The following is a 17,856-nucleotide window of genomic DNA, read 5'->3' on the forward strand; positions in this document are numbered from 1 at the left end:
CTGACGCTGTTCCGGCTTTTTTATTTGCCACGGCGTTTTTACCTGACCGCCACTCTATAATTGCCCGCTTGTCCTCTCTCGATGGAGTTTGACCCATGCTACGCCACGCCCTGCTGTCCGCCGCCTTGTTTTCCCTGTTTGCCGTCAATGCGCATGCCGCGCGCGATATGCGGCTGTCTTCCCTGAAAACGGTGGCCGAGTACTCGGGCTTCAAGAATACGGGCCGCTACGAGGAAGTGGAAGCCTTGTGCCGGCGCTTCGAGGAGCACCGTCCGAAACAGGTGCGCTGCTTTGAATTTGGCCGCACGCCGGAAAACCGCCCCATGCTGGCGCTGGCCGTTTCCAACACGGGTGCGCTGACGCCGGACGCGGCCAGGCTGCGCAAGATACCGGTACTGCTGGTGCAGGGTGGCATCCATGCGGGGGAAATCGACGGCAAGGATGCAGGTTTCCTGGCCTTGCGCGAAGTATTGGAGGGCAAGGCGGCGCCCGGCGCGCTGGACAAGCAGGTGCTGCTGTTCGTGCCGGTCTTCAATGTCGATGGCCATGAGCGCTTCGGCCAGTGGAACCGTCCGAACCAGCGCGGCCCCGTGGAAATGGGCTGGCGCAGCACGGCGCAAAACTACAATCTGAACCGCGAATACATGAAGGCCGATACGCCCGAAATGCAGCACATGCTGGCGCTGGTGAACGCCTGGGATCCGCTGGCGTATGTCGACCTGCACGTCACCGATGGCGCCCAGTTCGAACCCGATATCTCGATTCAGGTCGAACCCGTGCATGCGGGCGATGCGGCCTTGCGCGCGGCGGGAACGGCGCTGCGCGACGGTGTGCTGGCCGACCTGGCAAAGCAGGGTTCCGATCCGAAGCCGTTCTACATGTCATTTGCCGAAGAAGACAATCCGCAGTCGGGTTTTGTCGATTCGACGCCGAACCCGCGCTTTTCGCACGGCTATTTCCTGTTGCGTAACCGTTTCGGCGTGCTGGTGGAAACCCACTCGTGGAAGGACTACCCGACCCGCGTGCGCATCACGCGCAACACCATCATTTCCCTTCTTTCGCAGATGGCGCAGCATGGCGCGCAGTGGCGGCAAACCGCCTCGGAGGCGGACCAGCGGGCGACGCAGCTGGCCGGCAGTGCGCTGCCCCTCAGCTACAAGACCACGGAGAAAAGCCGCATGATCGCGTTTCGCGGCTATGCGTATACGCGCACGCCGTCCGAGGTGTCGGGCGCCCTGATGACGCGCTATGACGAAAAGACACCGCAGATCTGGAATGTGCCGCTGCGCGACGAGATCGTGCCTGACCTGCAGCTGACCGCACCGAAGGCCGGTTACCTGGTGCCGCGCGCGGAGGCGGCCATGGTGGGCGCCAAGCTGCGCCAGCACGGCATCGCCTACAAGGAAATGCGCAGCATCTTCGCCCGGCAGAATGTGGAAGTCTTCCGCGCCACTGCCGTCAAGTTTGGCGCGCAGTCGTTCGAGGGACGCCAGACGGCGGCGGTACAGGGCGAGTGGCAGAAAGAGGAGCGCCTCGTCGATGCCGGCGCGCTGTACGTGCCCGTCAACCAGCCGAAGGCGCGCCTGGTGGTGGCGCTGCTCGAGCCGCGCGCGCCCGACTCGCTGCTGGCCTGGGGCAGCTTCAACACGGCGTTCGAGCGCAAGGAATACATGGAGGACTATGTGGCCGAGGATGTGGCGCGCGCGCAGTTGGCGGCCGATCCGGCGCTGGCGGCGCAGTTCCGGCAGAAGCTGGCCGACGAGCCCGAGTTTGCAAAGAATCCACGCGCGCGCCTGGAGTTTTTCGCCCGCCGCCACGCCTCGTGGGATGAGCGGCTGAATCTGTATCCGGTCATGCGCGTCGACGTCGCGCCTGTCAGTTTCATGGATTTGTAACGCCAATACGCGCGTCGCCGCACGGTGCACACCGAAGTTGTCAAATCGCGCAGATTAATCGAAAGAAAATGCTATTCTCCGCTCGATGCTGGCGCCGCCACCACGAGCAGGGAACATGCATGGTCGACAAGACACTCTACAACCAGTACCGCGAGGCGTTTTTTCGCCTCTGCGACGCCGTCGGCGAGAATCAGGTGGAACAGGTGCGCAGCCTGCTCGAGGCCACGCCGCCGCTGCTGACCTTGCGCCGCTACAACATGGATGACGGCGAATCGCTGCTGCATCTGGCCGCGGCCGGCGGCAGCCGCGAGGTCTGCGCCCTGCTCGTATCGCTGGGCATGGACGTCGATCTGCCCCTGCCCGGTTACCGCAACCTTACGCCGCTGGACGCGGCGGCAAGCCATGGCCACCTCGATACCTGCCGCTGGCTGCTCGAGCAGGGCGCCGCCGTCGATGGCTTGCCGGACAATATACTGTCGCCGCTGGACAGTGCCTGCGTTGGCGGCCACCAGGACGTGGTCGCATTGCTGCTGCAGCGGGGCGCCAATCCGAACCGCCTGCATACGCGCTGGAACCAGGCGCCGGTCGATATCGCCACCGGCTGGGGCTTCCCCGGCATCGCCCGATTGCTCGCTGCCGCCGGCGGTGTCAGCATACTCGACGTGCCGCAGCAAGCGGCCGCCTCGCCGCAGGAAGCGATCCGCACCTTCATGCACAACAGCGCCGGCTGGGTGCTGCCGGCCTTGTTCAGCCCGGACAGCGGCGACGCGCGCTTTTCGCTGGGCATCAGCTGCATCGGCGGCAAGCGCGATTTCAAGCTGTTGTTTACGGCCGGCCTGTTCCAGCAATCGCCGATGACCGAACTGGCCATCTGCCTGCCGGCCCGCTGGCCGCTGACCGTGCATGGCTTCGCGGAGCACAGCCCCTGGCGCTTTCCCGTGGCGCTGCTGGCGCGCCTGGGACGGCGCACGCTCGACCTGGCCAGCCTGGCGGCGGGCGAGCTGCTGCGGCGCGACGATCCACACCTGGCGGACCTGGCCTGGCCGGACGGCGTCGATGCGTTGCTGGCCATCGACAAGCGCTGGAATCCGGCGCCGGAGGAAGGCGACATCGCCGACGATGACAAGGTCACCATCTATCTGCTGGTGCCGGTGGCATTCACCAAAAAAGGCGCGCCCGACGCCAGCGCCTTGCCGGCCCTGATGGAACGCAAGCTCAAAGGCAGCTGGAAAGTGTCGGCCCTGCCTGTCCCCGTCATTGGCTAGCGTGCACGCGCACAGGACCAGATCAAGCCGGCCAGCCTGCAGCGATGTTATCCTGACTATGCATCTTCCGCGTCCGCGCGCAACCTGTTCACGCATCGGTTTTTCATGACACAAAAAATTCTGGTCCTGAGCGTTTCGGCCGGCGCCGGCCACATGCGCGCGGCGCAAGCCATCGAGGCGTATGCGGCGCGCGATGACCACGGTGGCGGCGGCCCTGCGGCGCAGGCTCTGCATCTCGACGTGATGGATTTCGTCACGCCCGCCTTTCGCAAGCTGTACACGGATGTGTATATCAAGCTGGTCAACAAGGCGCCCGCGCTGTGGGGCTATCTGTATCACGCCACCCACGATGCGCCGCGCGACAGCTCGATGCAGCGCCTGCGCCGCGCCGTCGAGCGCCTCAACACGCGTGCGCTGATGGCGCAGATCGCCGCCTTCCAGCCCGACGCCATCATCTGCACGCATTTCCTGCCGGCCGAACTGCTGTCGCGCGCACTGCGCCAGCAGCAGCTGGCTTGCCCCGTGTGGGTGCAGGTCACGGATTTCGACCTGCACCGCATGTGGGTGCACGAGCAGATGCAGGGCTATTTCGCCGCCACCGACGAAGTGGCGTTTCGCATGCGCCACGAAGGCATCCCCGTCGAACGCATCCACGTGACGGGCATCCCCATCATGCCCGCGTTTGCGCAGGCACCCGGACGCGTGCAGAGCGCGCAGGCATTTGGCCTCGACCCGCAGCGCACGACGATACTGCTGATGGGCGGCGGGGCGGGACTGGGCAGCCTTGAAACGGTCGCCGCGCGCCTGCTGGCGCTGCCGGGCGACTTCCAGCTGATCGTACTGGCGGGGAAGAACGCCGCCGCGCTGGCGGCGCTGCAGGCACTGGCTGGCCAGTATCCCGGCCGCCTGCTGGCGCAAGGCTTTACCAGCGAAGTCGAGCGCCTGATGGCGTGTGCCGACCTGGTGATCACCAAGCCGGGCGGGTTGACCACCTCGGAATGCCTGGCGCTGGGCTTGCCCATGATCGTCAACTCGCCGATTCCCGGCCAGGAAGAGCGCAATGCCGACTATCTGCTGGAGCAGGGCGTGGCCCTGAAAGCATTCGATGCCGTGACCCTGGAATACCGCGTGCGCCTGTTGCTCGATCATCCTGAACAGTTGCAAGCCATGCGCGCGAAAGCGCTGGCCCTGGGCCGCCCGCGCGCCGCGTTGGACGTGCTGGCGCAGGTGCTGCGCGCTGACGCCGTTCTTCAATAACAAGGAAGCCATGATATTGCATGTCGTACTTTTGACCCTCGCCCTGGGGCTGGCCGCCGTGCCGGCCGGGGCACAGCCATCGCCGCCACGCCACCCTGACTGGGCCACGCCGCTGCCGCAGGTGTCGAACCTGCACCAGGTCACGCCCGTCTTGTACCGCAGCGCCAGGCTGGACAGCGCCGACGTGGCCCAGTTGCAGGCGCTGGGCGTGAAGACGGTGATCAGCCTGCGCTCCTTCCACTCCGATACGCAGGTGCTCGATGGCAGCGGCATCCGCGCCGTGCGCATTCCCATCAATACCTGGGCCATCCGCGACAAGCACGTGATCGACACCATGCGCGCCATCCGCGCCGCCGGACAGCAGGGACCCGTGCTGCTGCACTGCCTGCACGGCGCCGACCGCACGGGCATGATGGCCGCCATGTACCGCATGCTGTACCAGGGCTGGCCGCGCGACAAGGCGATAGACGAGCTGAAAAATGGCGGCTATGGCTACCACGCCGTGTGGAAAAATATCGAAAGCTACCTCAAGCGCGTGAATGTGGACGAACTACGCGCACGTATCGATGCGCCGCAACCCTGATACCCCGCTGGCGCGCCACTTCAGGCATGATTGCGATTCCAATCACGTTTTTCCGGAATCCGCATGGAACACCACAGCTTTCTCATCAACATACTGTTTTACCTGGTCGCCGCCATCATCATGGTGCCGCTGGCCAAGCGCCTGGGCATGGGCGCCGTGCTGGGTTACCTGGTGGCCGGCGTCGTCATCGGACCGTGGGGCCTGGGCCTGATCAAGAACGTCGAGGTCATCCTCAGCTTTTCCGAATTCGGCGTTGTGCTGCTGCTGTTCCTGATCGGGCTGGAACTCGAACCGAAGCGATTGTGGCTGCTGCGCCGCCCGATTTTCGGCTGGGGCGGGGCGCAGGTGGGCGTCGTCAGCGCGGGCTTGTGCGCCGTGGCCATGGCCTTTGGCGTGGACTGGCGCACGGCGCTGGTCGGCGCGCTGGGGCTGTCGCTGTCGTCGACGGCCATCGTGCTGGCCACCCTGGGTGAACGTAAATTAATGAGCACGCCGGCCGGTTCCGCCGGCTTTTCCATCTTGCTGTTCCAGGATATCGCCGCCATTCCCATGATCGCGCTGGTGCCCCTCTTGGGCGGCCTCGTCACGCACAGTGGCGAACCGGGCTGGCTGCGCGTGGCCAAGCTGGCGGCCGTGCTGGCGGCGCTGGTGATCGGCGGGCGCTTCCTCGTGAACCCCATCCTGCGCTTCATCGCCCGCACGGACTTGCGCGAAATCTTCACGGCCTTCGCCCTGCTGCTGGTGATCGCCATCTGCGTGCTGATGGAATCGGTGGGCCTGTCGATGGCGCTGGGCACTTTCATGGCGGGCGTGCTGCTGGCCGACTCCGAATACCGCCATGAGCTCATTTCCGACCTGGAGCCGTTCAAGGGCCTGTTATTGGGCCTGTTCTTCATCGCCGTTGGCATGTCCGTCGATTTCGGCGTGCTGCGCGCGCAGCCCTTGCTGATCCTGGCCCTGGTGGCGGGCCTGCTGGCGGTGAAAATCGCCTTGCTGTATGTGCTGTCGAAGTTTGTCGACATTCCCCGCGGCCAGCAGCTGTTCTTTGCGCTGCTGCTGTCGCAGGGCGGCGAATTCGCCTTCGTCGTGTTTGCCGCCGCCGAGGCCGCGCACGTGTTTGCGCCAGAGACGGCCGCGCTACTGGTCGTGGTGGTGACCCTGTCGATGGTGGCCACGCCCTTGCTGCTGCTGGCGCACGACAAATTCGTCGCGCCGCGCCTGCAGAGCGAGAAGAAGCGCCGCCCCGACGACCATATCGAGGCGCAGGACAATCCCATCGTCATCGCCGGCTTTGGGCGCTTCGGCCAGATCATCGGCCGCCTGCTGGCGGCGAACAAGATCGGCGTGACGGTGCTCGATCACGATCCGGACCAGATCGACCTGCTGCGCAAGTTCGGTTTTAAAGTATTTTATGGCGACGCCACGCGCGTGGACTTGCTGGTGGCGGCCGGCATCGAAAAGGCCAGGGCGCTGGTGATCGCCATTGACAACGTGGAAGACAGCCTGGCCCTGGTCGACGCCGTGCGCCTGCGCCTGCCGGAACTGACGATTTTGGCGCGCGCGCGCAACGTCACGCATTACTATGAATTGATGAAGCGGGGCGTGACCCTGATCGAGCGCGAGACGTTTGCCGCGGCGCTGCTGTTGGGCGAGCAGACCTTGCAGCAGGTGGGCTTCAGCGCGGAGCGGGCGCAGCGCGCGGCCGGCATCTTTGGCCGGCATAACCTGAAAACCCTGCTGGAAGTGGCGCCGCACTTCCAGGACCAGCAAAAAGTCATGTCCCTCACGCGCCAGGCGCGCGAGGAACTGGAAGACATGTTCGAGAGCGATGCGGCGGCGTTTGCGGCGGCTGAAACTTCGGGGTCAGACCCGGGGGCAGACCTTCGGGTTTGATGGGGAGTCTCCAGCCTTATTTGCCCCGCTTCGCTTCAATCGCCTCGATCTGATCCATGATGCCGTTCATGCGCGCCACCAGCGCCTGGTACGGTTTTGGCGAAGCCAGGTCGACGCCGGCCGCCTTCACCAGCTCATACGGGTAGGCCGAGCCGCCCGCACTGAGCATCTTCAGGTAGGCAGCCAGCGCGCCGGGTTCCTTGTCGAGGATGCGCTGCGCGAAATCCTGTGCCGCCGCGATCGAGGTGGCGTACTGGAACACGTAGAAGCCGTGATAAAAATGCGGCACATAGGCCCATTCCAGCGCGTAGGCGGGATCGATGGTCATGACGCCTTGCGCTTCGCCATGGTAGCGCTTGAGGATGCCGGCATAGATGGCCGTGATTTCTTCACCCGTCAGCGATTCTCCCTTGTCTACCTTGCCGTGGATGGCGGCCTCGAATTCGGCGAACATGGCCTGGCGGAAGTAGGTGCCGCGCAGGTTTTCCAGCGCCGCGCCCAGGTACAGCAGGCGCTCGTCGTCATCCCTGGCCTGCTTCAGGCGCGCGTCGAGCAGCAGCGCCTCGTTCGTCGTCGAGGCGATTTCCGCGACAAAGATGCTGTATGGCGCATAGATCGATGGCTGCGCCTTGTTGGCCAGCACCGAGTGCATGGCGTGACCCCATTCGTGCGTCAGGGTGCTGACGGCTTCGTAATTGTCCGTGTAGTTAAGCAGCACGAACGGGTGCACGTCATACGCGTCGCCATTCATGTAGGCGCCCGCCGCCTTGCGCGGGCGCGGGTACACATCCATCCAGCGCGCGTCCACGGCGGCGCTCAATGCCTTGACATAGTCGGGGCCCAGCGGCGCGACGGAGGCCAGCATCATCTGCTTGCCTTCGGCCAGCGGGAACGTGCGGTCGCTTTTCAGCAGCGGCGCATAGATGTCGTAGTACGCGAGGTCCTTGACGCCCAGCATGCGCGCGCGCAGCTTGAAGTAGCGGTGCAGGGTGGGCAGGTTGGCGTTGGTTTGCGCGATCAGGGTCTGGTAGACGGCAGGCGGCAGATGGTCGGCGTCGAGCGCGGCGCTTTGCGAGTCGGCATAGCGCCGCACCTTGGCGTAGGCGGCATCCGTCTTCAGCTGGCCGTACAGGGTTTCGCCGAACGTGCGTTCATATTCCTTCCACTTGCCGAAGAAGGCGTCGAACACCAGCTTGCGGTCGGCGCGCAGGTCGTCGTCGCGGTACTTGGTATAGGCCGCCTGGTCGAGGCGCACCTGCGTGCCATCCGACAGTGTGACGGTGGGCCACGCGATTTCCGCATTGGCCAGGGTGCGGTAGACGCTGGCGGCCGAGCTTGTTGCCAGGCCGAACTGGGCCACCAACTGTTCGCCTGCTGCGTCGAGCGTATGCGGTGCGCTGCGCAGCATGTTGCTCAGTTGAAAGCGGTACAGCTGCAAGTCCTTGTCTTGCGCCAGCATGGCGTCGATGCGCTTGCTGCCCAGGGCGAGGATTTCCGGCTGCAAAAAGGTCGTCGCCTGGGAAAAGTCGTTGCCCAGCAGGGCGGCGCGCTGGTTCAGCTGGTTGCCCTTGCTGTCGCCCGTGTCCTGGTCGTAATACTGCGCCGCATAGGTGCTGAGCGTGTTGACGCGCTTGCGCGCCTCGGCGACCAGACCCAGGCAGCTTTTCAGGCGGGCGGGCGAGGCTTTCAACTGCCCCTTGCAGGCGCCCAGTTGCTGCAGCTGGGCCGACAGCTTTTTCGCGTCGGCGTCGAAGGCGGCGTCGTTTTGATACAGCGCCGTCAGGTCCCAGCGGTCGGCCTGGCGGTCGGCGGGAGCGGCAGAGGCGGTGGCGAGGCCGAGGGCCAGCAGGGAGAACAGCAGGGGGCGCTTGAGCGCGGATGGCGTCATGGTTCATTCCAGTGAGGTTGTCGGAAGAATGCGTGCTGACCGCCGGGCAGGAATGCGCGCGTGACACATCGCGTACCGGCAGAGCTGACTACGGTACATCAAATGGACGCAGGGGGAAAGAGGAGGGATGCCGCCACCTGGGCGGTGGCGGCGAAAACAACACGGGCTTACAACAGCGGCTTACAGCGCTTGCAGCGGAATGGTGCCGAACGTGGTCGGTGTCGAGCACGGCTCTTCGTCAAACGCGATGTCGCCCATGGGGCTGGCTACGCCGTCCGCCTTCAAGTCCTTGAAACCGAACAGTTTCGGGTCCATCAAATGCGATGGTGCTACGTTCGACAGGGCCGAGAAGATGCTTTCCACGCGGCCGGGGAACTTCTTGTCCCATTCGCGCATCAAGCCCTTGATCTGCTTGCGCTGCAGGTTTTCCTGCGAACCGCACAGGTCGCATGGAATGATGGGGAAGCCTTTGACTTCCGCATAGCGCTGCGTGTCTTCTTCCTTCACATACGCCATCGGGCGGATGACGATGTGCTTGCCGTCGTCCGATTGCAGCTTGGCCGGCATGCCTTTCAGTTTGCCGCCGAAGAACATATTCAGGAAGAACGTTTCCAGGATGTCATCGCGGTGGTGGCCCAGCGCGATCTTGTTGGCGCCCAGCTCGTCGGCCACGCGGTACAGGATGCCGCGGCGCAGGCGCGAGCACAGCGAGCAGGTCGTCTTGCCTTCCGGGATCAGACGCTTGACGATGCTGTAGGTATCCTGGTTTTCGATGTGGAAGGCCACGCCCAGTTCCGTCAGGTAGGCGGGCAGGATTTCCGGCGGGAAGTTCGGCTGCTTCTGGTCCAGGTTGACGGCGACGATATCGAAGTGAATCGGCGCGCGTTCGCGCAAGGTCATCAAAATGTCCAGCAGCGCGTAGCTATCCTTGCCGCCGGACAGGCACACCATCACCTTGTCGCCGTCTTCGATCATGTTGAAATCGCCGATGGCTTGCCCCACCAGGCGGCACAAGCGCTTGTGCAGCTTGTTGTTTTCCAGGGCGATCTTTTCCGCCTTCTTGCGCGCCAGTTTCTGCGCTTCCACATTGGCCGGGAATTCCACAGCCGTTGTCGTTGTTTCCAGTACTGCGGTGTTGTTCATGTTGCTCATGCTTCATCCTTGATCTTGAATACTTCCACGCCCACGCCTTCGCAGTCGGGATACACGTCCGGTTTCATGCTCGACACACGCGCCGCGCGCACGCGCGGGTGGGCCAGCATGGCGGCGAGCACGTCGTCGACCAGGCTTTCCTGCAGCTGCACGTGGCCCTGCGCCATGCGCCTGGCGATGGTCTCGCGCATGAAGTCGTAGTCGACCACTTCTTCCAGCTGGTCATCCTTCGGCGTCGACAGGGCCAGGGGAATGTACAGGTCGACGTTGATGAGGACGCGCTGCTCGCCCTTTTTCTCGAAGTCGTAGACGCCGATGTTGATGAGAACTTCGTAATTGCGCAGGAACAGGCGGCGGCAATCGGCCAGGCGAGGATGGGACAGGGCGGACGACATAGGTTTTACCTTTTAGGGGATGCTGGAATGCTGGTTGTTTGGTATGGCTGCTGATTATTTGGTCAAAAACATAACATCGCGCGGCAAGCCGATCAAATGCTGGCCGCCATCGACCAGCAGGGTCGTGCCCGTCAGCGCGCGCGCGCCGGCCACGTAACAGACGCTGTCAGCCACATCCTCGGGCGTGCTGGAGCGTCCCAGCGGCGTGTTTTCATGCGCCTTGACAAAGTTCGCTTGCGTCTGCTCGCCGGAGACCATGGTGATGCCGGGTGCGATGCCCACCACGCGCACTTTCGGCGCCAGCGCCTGGGCCAGCATGGTGGTCGCCGACAGCAGCGCCGCCTTGGACAGGGTGTACGACAAAAAATCAGGATTGAGATTGTACAGTTTTTGGTCCAGCAAGTTGATGACCACGGCTTGCCCGCCTGCCGGGGTGGCCTGGTACAGCGCTTGCGCCAGCAGGATGGGAGCGGCCAGGTTGGCGTGCATGTGGGCGTCGAGCGCGGTGAAGGAAAAATCGCCCGCATTGTCGTATTCAAACAACGATGCGTTGTTGACCACGCAAGTAACGGGCCCCAGCGCCGCCTGCGCCTGCGGCAGCAGCTGGCGCACTGCCTCTTCCTGCGCCAGGTCGCAGGGGAACGCTTGCGCGCGGCGGCCCAGCGCGGCGATGTCCGCCACCAGGCTGAGCGCCTCGTCGCGCGAGTCGCGGTAGTGCACGGCGATATCCCAGCCATCGCGCGCCAGGCCCAGCGCGATGGCGCGACCGATGCGGCGCGCGGCGCCCGTGACGAGGGCGACGCGGGGAGTGCTGTCGAATGGCGTTGTCGTTGCTTCTGTCATGTCTTTGCTATGGTTGAGATATTCGGTGGACGCCACACTGGCGGCATGCGCCGCCGATTCGCTACAATGCGGGAATGTCTCTTCCCGCACCCGATAGCGACGCGCTGGCCGCGTCCCATGCCTTGCAGCACCTGATTGCCGCCGAAATCGCGCGCAATGACGGCGCTATTCCCTTTGTCCGCTTCATGGAGCTGGCGCTGTATGCGCCTGACCTCGGTTATTACAGCGGCGGCGCCGCCAAGCTGGGCAAAGATGGTGATTTTACAACCGCGCCGGAGATTTCGTCCCTGTTCGGCGCCACCCTGGCCCATGTGGCTGCCGCTATTATGGCGCAAACGGCCCCGCGCATCCTCGAATTCGGCGCCGGCACGGGCAAACTGGCCTGCGATATCCTGACGGAAGCGGCGAATGCCGGCATCGCTATCGAACAGTATGCGATCGTCGAATTGTCCGGCGAATTGCGCGCGCGCCAGGAGCTGGCCCTGGCCGCCTTCCCGCAAGTGGTGTGGCTCGACGGCTTTCCCGACAGTTTCGAGGGCGCCGTGTTCGGCAATGAAGTGCTGGACGCCATGCCCGTCAACCTGATCAGCAAGACGCCCGCCGGCTGGTGCGAACTCGACGTCAGTATCGCCGATGGCCAGTTCGTGTTTGTCGAACGGCCTGCCGGCGCGGACGTGGCCGCGCAGATCGCCGCCCAGGTGCCGGATGCCGATGCATTGCCGGTCGGCTATGTCACGGAAATTCATGGCGTCGCCTGCGGTTTCATGCGCTCGCTGGCGCGCATGCTGACCAATGGCAAGGGTGGCGCGGCCGTGCTGTTCGATTATGGTTTCCCCGCGCATGAATATTACCTGGACTTGCGCGCCACGGGCACGCTGATGTGTCATTACCGCCATCACGCCCACGCGGAACCGTTTTATCTGCCCGGCTTGCAGGACATCACGGCCCACGTGGATTTCACGGCCATGGCGGTGGCGGCGCAGGATGCCGGCCTCGATGTGCTCGCCTACATGAACCAGGCCTCCTTCCTGCTGGGCGCTGGCCTCGGCGACTTACTGCTGCGCACCGATCCGCAACAGGTCAAGACCTATTTGCCGCAAGCCAGCGCCGTGCAAAAGCTGGTGTCGCCCGCCGAGATGGGGGAATTGTTCAAGGTGCTGGTGGTGGGGCACCAGGTGGCGTTGCCGGAAGCGCTGTTGTCCAGCGACCGCAGTCACCGCTTGTAAGCGCCTGCAATATCAAGGCAGGGCAGTGTTGCCCTGCAATTTCCTGTCCGCCGGTGGTTATTATCTTGTCATATCGTATATGATGACCGACACAGCACGGTTCCATCCTGCAAGAACCCGTCGCCGCGCACCGATTTCAAGATAGAACGATGGGAAAGATACATACACACTATGACAACCTGAAGGTGGCGCGCCTGGCGCCGCAGGAAGTCATACGTGCCGCGTACAAAGCCCTCAGCCAGAAATACCACCCGGACAAGAATCCCGGCGACGAAAAGGCCGCCCGCATCATGGCGATCCTCAACAGCGCCTATGGCACCTTGTCCGATCCCCAGCGCCGCAAGGAACACGACGAGTGGATCGCCGCCGAGGAGTGGGAAATCGAATGGCTGGAAAGCACCCACCAGGAAGAAGGCAAGAGCCGCGATGGCCGCGCGAAAGGCCATGCCCAGCCGCATGAACACGCCTGGGCGCAGGACGTTCCCCCGTCGAAAGGCAAGGAGCGGCGCGGCTTGCCGCCCGTCTGGCGCAACTGGCGCTGGTGGTTGAGTTTGCTAGTCTGCCTGTTGCTGGGCTGGCTGGGCGCCTTGCTGATGCTCGACACGTCTCAGCCCGTGCCTGCCGCGCTGGCGTCGGCCTGGAGCGGCCTGGCCCGCGATGGCGCCAAGCCCCATGCGGAAGCGGCCACGCCAGCGGCCAGTGCCGCGTCTTCGCCGAAAGGCGAGGCCGTGGCAGTCGATAGCTGGGCCGTGGGCAAGCCGTACGCGCCCGAACCCCCGCAAGCGAAGACGCCCGAGATCCGCGTGCTGGCCGTCTCCCAGCTGAGCTTGAAAGCCAGCCAGCCCGCCTGCGATGGTGCAGGCAAGGCCGAGTCCCCATCGCTGGTGGCGCCAAATGGCGAACCCTGGCCGGCCCATTCCGGCTATGTCGATGGATTCCCGATCGGTAACAAGGGCGATGAGCTGGCCGTGAGCATCGATAACAGCGGCAATGCCGCGCCCGTGTTCGTCAAGCTGTTTGACACGGAGCGGCGCTCGAACGTGCGCTACCTGTACATCCTTGCGTATGACAAGCTGCTGGTGGAGCAGCTCAGCGCGGGCAAGTATGAAGTGCGTTACCAGGCCGTCGGGCCCGGCCAGGACAATTGCAGCGGCGCCACGCGCAGCGGTGCCTCGGCATCGTCGCCGTCCGCCAGCGAAGGCGGTACGCAGAATCCTGTTGTAAGCAGCATCTAATCTGATTATGCTTGATATGCGTCAACGCAGCGTCCACATCGAACTTATCCATTAGGAGTATTCATGACCGACCTCAAAGCCGATGCAGATGATAACTGGCTGCTCGACGAAGATGAGCCGGTGGCCAGTCCAGCCGGGCTTGCCGCGCCTGACCAGCGCCTGTGGCGTGTCCTGATCGTCGATGACGACGTTGACGTGCATGCGGTCACGCGGCTGGCGCTGCGCAATGTCAGCTTCAAGGGGCGCGAGCTGGAACTGTTTTCCGCCTACAGCGGCCGCGAAGCGTACGACATCCTGCGCGACACGCCCGATATTGCGCTGGTGCTGCTCGACGTGGTGATGGAAACGGATGACGCCGGCCTGATCCTCGCCAAGCGCATCCGCGCCGACCTGAACAACTCCATCGTGCGCGTCGTGCTGCGCACGGGCCAGCCGGGCCAGGCGCCCGAGCAGCGCGTCATCATCGAATACGACATCAACGATTACAAGGCCAAGACGGAACTGACGACGCAAAAGTTGTTTACCACCGTCATTTCGGCCCTGCGCGCCTACGAGAGCCTGATGATGCTCGAACGCAGCCGCATCGGCCTGGGCAAGATCCTCGCCGGCGCCACCAATCTGTACCAGATCCATTCCCTGCGCGAATTCGCTTCCGGTGTGCTGAACCAGGTCAGCGCCATCCTCGACGTGGGCGCCGACGGCGTGCTGTGCCTGATGCAGGGCGGCGCCGGGCGACCCGAGGTGGTGGCCGCCACGGGTACCTATGCCATGCTGGCCGAGTCGGAAGCCTTGCCGGCCGACCATGCGCTCACCGCCACCATCGACAAGGCGTTCGCGGAAAAGCGCAGTCAGTTCGAGCATCCGGCCAATGTGCTGTTCATCCACACGGAAGGCAATCGCGAGCTGGCCATTTCCGTTACGCCGCCGTGGCCGCTGGCGCAGATCCAGCGCGACTTGCTGGAAGTGTTCTGCCAGCGTATCGCCGCCGCCTTCGACAACCTGTACATGTTCGGCCAGCTGCGCAAGGCGCAGGAGGCGACCGTGGTGGCGCTGGCCGACCTGGCCGAGTTCCGCGACAGCGACACGGGCGGCCACGTGCGGCGGGTGCAGCTGTTGTCCGACGCCATCGCCCGGCGCATGCAGCAGCGCGGCGTCTACGCCGATGAGCTCAGCCCGCAGTTGCTCGACATGATCGGCCTGGCCAGCATCCTGCACGATGTGGGCAAGGTGGCCACGCCGGACGCCGTGCTGCTCAAGCCGGGCAAGCATACGGATGAGGAACGGGCGCAGATGCAGCTGCACGCCAGCGTCGGTCGCACCATATTGGAACGGGCCGCCAACATGGTCGACGGCGTCAGCTACCTGACGTATGGCGCGCAGATTGCCGGCGGCCACCACGAACACTTCGATGGCGCCGGTTATCCGAACGGCCTGAAAGGGCGCGACATTCCCGTGGCTGCGCGCATCGTTGCCGTGGTCGATGTTTTTGACGCCTTGCTGCACGAGCGGCCTTACAAGGAACCGTGGCCGTATCCGCAGGTGCGCGAATACATCGAGCAGCGCAGCGGCAGCCAGTTCGATCCGGAAGTGGTGACGGCGCTGCTGGAGCTGATCGACCATGAGCCGCAACTGTGGCATCCGGAGCGCGCTGTCGCTTGAGCAGCAACTTCGTCGGCCTTTTTCGGCACGCCGCCATTCCCTTGCGCGCGGCGCCGTCATATACTCGGCAGCCTCATGCTGGCTGGCGCCACGCACCAGTGTGGCGCGCCGCGGAGTTTTCGGACATCACGACATGAAAGAACTCAAGGGCCTTAGCGCACTGATCATCGAGCCGCATCCGGGCATGCGCGCCAGCCTGCACAATATGCTCAACCTGTGCGGCCTGGCGAAGATCGACGACGCGGCCAGCTCCGGCCAGGCGATCCGCATGCTGGGCAGCAAATCGTATGATCTGATCCTGTGCGAATACGATCTCGATGGCGGGCAGGATGGCCAGCAGATGCTGGAAGACTTGCGCCACCACAAATTGATGCACGCGTCGACCATGTTCTTCATGGTCACGGGCGAAGGCAGCTTCGCCAAGGTGGTCAGCGCCGTCGAACTCTTGCCCACCGATTACATCCTCAAGCCTTTTACCGCTGACAACATGCTCGAGCGCATCGGCCGCGCGCTGGACAAGCGCAATGCCTTCGTGCCCGTGTATGAGCTGATCGACGTGGGCAATGAGCGCGCGGCGATTGCCGCCTGCGCCGAGGGCGCCAGCCTGTATCCCCGCTACGCCACGGATTTCCTGCGCCTGCGCGCGGAATTGCATTTGCTGCTGGGCGAGGCGGCCGACGCCGAGCCGATCTACGCGGGCCTGTATGAAGCCAAGTCTATCGGCTGGGCACGCCTGGGACAGGCCAAGACGCAATTCCTGCTGGGCGAGTACGAAGCGGCGCAGGGCACCCTGGAAGGGCTGCTGGAAAACAACAAGCGTTTTCTCGACGCGTATGACTGGCTGGCGCGCACGCACCTGGCGCAAGGCAAGCCGGAACTGGCGCAGGCCGCCTTGAGCGAAGCGGTGGCCCTGTCGCCGCACGCCGTGCGCCGCTTGCGCCGCCTGGGTGAGGCGGCCCTGGCGGCCGACGATATCGAGATGGCGGAAAAATCCCTCAAATTGGTCGTCAGCAAGGCCAAGTATTCGGAATTCCGCGACCCGGAAGACCATGTGCGCCTGGTGCAGACCCTCGTGCGCAAGGGCGACCCGCTGCAGGTGGGCGCCGTGATCCGCGACCTCGACAAGTCGATGGGCGGGCAAAAGAATGCGGAATTGTGCAGCGCCCTGTGCAGCGCCATGCTGCATGCGCATACGGGTAATGAGGAACGCCTGCAGCAATCGCTGGACGCGGCCCTGGCCGCCAACCGCCACAGCGTGGGCGGCTCGAACATGCTGAAAACGGAACTGGCGCGCCATTGCCTGGCGCATGGTCGCGAGGATGGCGCCGCCGAGGTGATGCGCGAAGTCATGCGCAACGCGCCCGACAGCGCGGCCATGACGCGCGCCATGGCCGTCTTCGAGCATGCCGGGCGCGAAGAGCTGGCCAAGGCGCTGGCGCGGCAAAGCCGCCAGGAAGTGGCGGACATGGTGGCAGCCGGCGCCGCCAAGGCGGGAGAGGGCGATTTCCGCGGCGCTGTCGATCTGATGGGCGAGGCCGTTACGCGCCTGCCCGACAATCCGCAAGTGGTCTTCAATGCGGCCGTGGCCGTGCTGAAATGCCTGGAGCACGAAGGCTGGGATGAACGCATGGGGCAGCAGGCGTTGACGTTTATCGCCGGCGTGCGACGCCTGGACCCGCGCAACCCCAAATTGCCCGTGCTGTCGGGCCTGCATCAGCAGTTGCTGCGCAAATATAAGCCGCTGGGCAACTCCTGGATGCATCCGCCTGACGCCCGGTAAATGGAAAAAATGCGGGGTGCATGACGGGAAAATGCGGCTTCCCGCCAGGGGTGATAAAAAAAATGCGAAAAAAGTCGACTTTTTCGCGCCAACCCTTGCACATTCTCAAATCGGGAGCTTATAATCACGCCCCGAAGCAGCCAACTTCTTCTTTATACGCAAATGCAGCAGTCAGGCATCAGCAAATAAGGTTGACAGTTGTGAGTAGATGCTTCATACTCTGCGGTTCCCGCGGAGGGGTGGCCGAGTGGTTAAAGGCGACAGACTGTAAATCTGTTCTCTATGAGTACGCTGGTTCGAATCCAGCCCCCTCCACCAAGTTTTTGCAAGGAAAACTGGGTAGTAGCAAAGAGCAAGTGAAGATAAAGTGAACGATACCTCGCGGGTGTAGCTCAATGGTAGAGCAGAAGCCTTCCAAGCTTACGACGAGGGTTCGATTCCCTTCACCCGCTCCAGTTTCCGTTCAGATGCTTGATGCATCGCATGCAACAAATTACAGCCCTTGTAGCTCAGTGGTAGAGCACTCCCTTGGTAAGGGAGAGGCCACGTGTTCGATCCACGTCAAGGGCACCAGAATTCGCAGCAGGCAGCACAGAAGCAATTCAAACCAGACCGTCGGGCGTGTGCCTGAGCAATCTAATCAAATCATTAGGAGTTCAAAATGGCAAAAGGTAAATTCGAACGGACCAAGCCGCACGTCAACGTCGGCACCATCGGCCACGTCGACCACGGTAAAACCACGCTGACCGCTGCAATCGCAACGGTTCTGTCGAAGAAATTCGGCG

14 protein-coding genes and 3 tRNA genes are annotated in these 17,856 nt (G+C 63.7%); 13 read left to right on the forward strand and 4 right to left on the reverse strand.

Annotation, left to right across the window (positions count from 1 at the left end):
* Nucleotides 1-95: 95 nt before the first annotated feature.
* From CSQ93_RS09830 to kefC, 5 genes are all read left to right on the forward strand, one after another.
* Entirely contained in the window at nucleotides 96-1,895 is a 1,800-nt protein-coding gene (locus tag CSQ93_RS09830; RefSeq protein WP_099377887.1) for a M14 family metallopeptidase, read from the forward strand.
* A 119-nt stretch (nucleotides 1,896-2,014) separates the two neighbouring features.
* The gene (locus CSQ93_RS09835; RefSeq protein ID WP_158301189.1) at nucleotides 2,015-3,160 is read left to right on the forward strand and encodes an ankyrin repeat domain-containing protein; all 1,146 of its coding nucleotides are present in this window, start codon (nucleotides 2,015-2,017) and stop codon (nucleotides 3,158-3,160) included.
* A gap of 105 nt (nucleotides 3,161-3,265) precedes the next feature.
* Complete coding sequence (locus CSQ93_RS09840) at nucleotides 3,266-4,417, forward strand: MGDG synthase family glycosyltransferase (protein ID WP_233516127.1); 1,152 nt, start codon at nucleotides 3,266-3,268, stop codon at nucleotides 4,415-4,417.
* 10 nt (nucleotides 4,418-4,427) lie between these two features.
* Nucleotides 4,428-5,000 (forward strand): dual specificity protein phosphatase family protein, encoded by a 573-nt coding sequence (locus CSQ93_RS09845; protein WP_099377889.1) that lies wholly within the window; start codon nucleotides 4,428-4,430, stop codon nucleotides 4,998-5,000.
* Nucleotides 5,001-5,063: 63 nt separating this feature from the next.
* The gene (gene kefC, locus CSQ93_RS09850) at nucleotides 5,064-6,893 is read left to right on the forward strand and encodes a glutathione-regulated potassium-efflux system protein KefC (RefSeq protein WP_099377890.1); all 1,830 of its coding nucleotides are present in this window, start codon (nucleotides 5,064-5,066) and stop codon (nucleotides 6,891-6,893) included.
* Between the two features lie 16 nt (nucleotides 6,894-6,909).
* On the opposite strand, the gene pepF is transcribed toward kefC, so the two are convergent.
* The 4 genes from pepF to CSQ93_RS09870 form a co-directional block, all read right to left on the reverse strand.
* On the reverse strand, nucleotides 6,910-8,781 hold the full coding sequence (gene pepF / locus CSQ93_RS09855; RefSeq protein ID WP_099377891.1) for an oligoendopeptidase F: 1,872 nt from the start codon (nucleotides 8,779-8,781) through the stop codon (nucleotides 6,910-6,912).
* Nucleotides 8,782-8,961: 180 nt separating this feature from the next.
* Nucleotides 8,962-9,924: a tRNA 2-thiocytidine(32) synthetase TtcA gene (ttcA, locus tag CSQ93_RS09860; RefSeq protein ID WP_099377919.1), complete on the reverse strand. Its 963-nt coding sequence runs from the start codon at nucleotides 9,922-9,924 to the stop codon at nucleotides 8,962-8,964.
* Nucleotides 9,925-9,929: 5 nt separating this feature from the next.
* Complete coding sequence (locus CSQ93_RS09865; protein ID WP_034783508.1) at nucleotides 9,930-10,328, reverse strand: dihydroneopterin aldolase; 399 nt, start codon at nucleotides 10,326-10,328, stop codon at nucleotides 9,930-9,932.
* Nucleotides 10,329-10,382: 54 nt separating this feature from the next.
* The gene (locus CSQ93_RS09870) at nucleotides 10,383-11,171 is read right to left on the reverse strand and encodes an SDR family oxidoreductase (protein ID WP_099377920.1); all 789 of its coding nucleotides are present in this window, start codon (nucleotides 11,169-11,171) and stop codon (nucleotides 10,383-10,385) included.
* A gap of 74 nt (nucleotides 11,172-11,245) precedes the next feature.
* Here CSQ93_RS09870 and CSQ93_RS09875 point away from each other — a divergent pair, with 74 nt between their 5' ends.
* The 8 genes from CSQ93_RS09875 to CSQ93_RS09910 form a co-directional block, all read left to right on the forward strand.
* Nucleotides 11,246-12,397: a class I SAM-dependent methyltransferase gene (locus CSQ93_RS09875; protein WP_099377892.1), complete on the forward strand. Its 1,152-nt coding sequence runs from the start codon at nucleotides 11,246-11,248 to the stop codon at nucleotides 12,395-12,397.
* A 149-nt stretch (nucleotides 12,398-12,546) separates the two neighbouring features.
* Nucleotides 12,547-13,632, forward strand: a complete 1,086-nt coding sequence (locus tag CSQ93_RS09880) for a J domain-containing protein (RefSeq protein ID WP_099377893.1) — start codon at nucleotides 12,547-12,549, stop codon at nucleotides 13,630-13,632.
* 63 nt (nucleotides 13,633-13,695) lie between these two features.
* Nucleotides 13,696-15,291, forward strand: coding sequence for a DUF3369 domain-containing protein (locus tag CSQ93_RS09885; protein ID WP_099377894.1), 1,596 nt, complete (start codon nucleotides 13,696-13,698; stop codon nucleotides 15,289-15,291).
* 133 nt (nucleotides 15,292-15,424) lie between these two features.
* Nucleotides 15,425-17,071, forward strand: coding sequence for a tetratricopeptide repeat-containing response regulator (locus CSQ93_RS09890; RefSeq protein WP_099377895.1), 1,647 nt, complete (start codon nucleotides 15,425-15,427; stop codon nucleotides 17,069-17,071).
* A gap of 233 nt (nucleotides 17,072-17,304) precedes the next feature.
* Nucleotides 17,305-17,389 (forward strand) — tRNA-Tyr (locus CSQ93_RS09895).
* A 63-nt stretch (nucleotides 17,390-17,452) separates the two neighbouring features.
* Nucleotides 17,453-17,526: transfer RNA gene (locus CSQ93_RS09900), tRNA-Gly, on the forward strand.
* A gap of 43 nt (nucleotides 17,527-17,569) precedes the next feature.
* Nucleotides 17,570-17,644: transfer RNA gene (locus tag CSQ93_RS09905), tRNA-Thr, on the forward strand.
* Nucleotides 17,645-17,732: 88 nt separating this feature from the next.
* Nucleotides 17,733-17,856, forward strand: a 124-nt coding sequence (locus tag CSQ93_RS09910; RefSeq protein ID WP_017454492.1) for a GTP-binding protein, incomplete at its 3' end; no start/stop codon positions are given.

Source organism: Janthinobacterium sp. BJB426 (assembly GCF_002735705.1).
GTDB lineage: Bacteria > Pseudomonadota > Gammaproteobacteria > Burkholderiales > Burkholderiaceae_D > Janthinobacterium.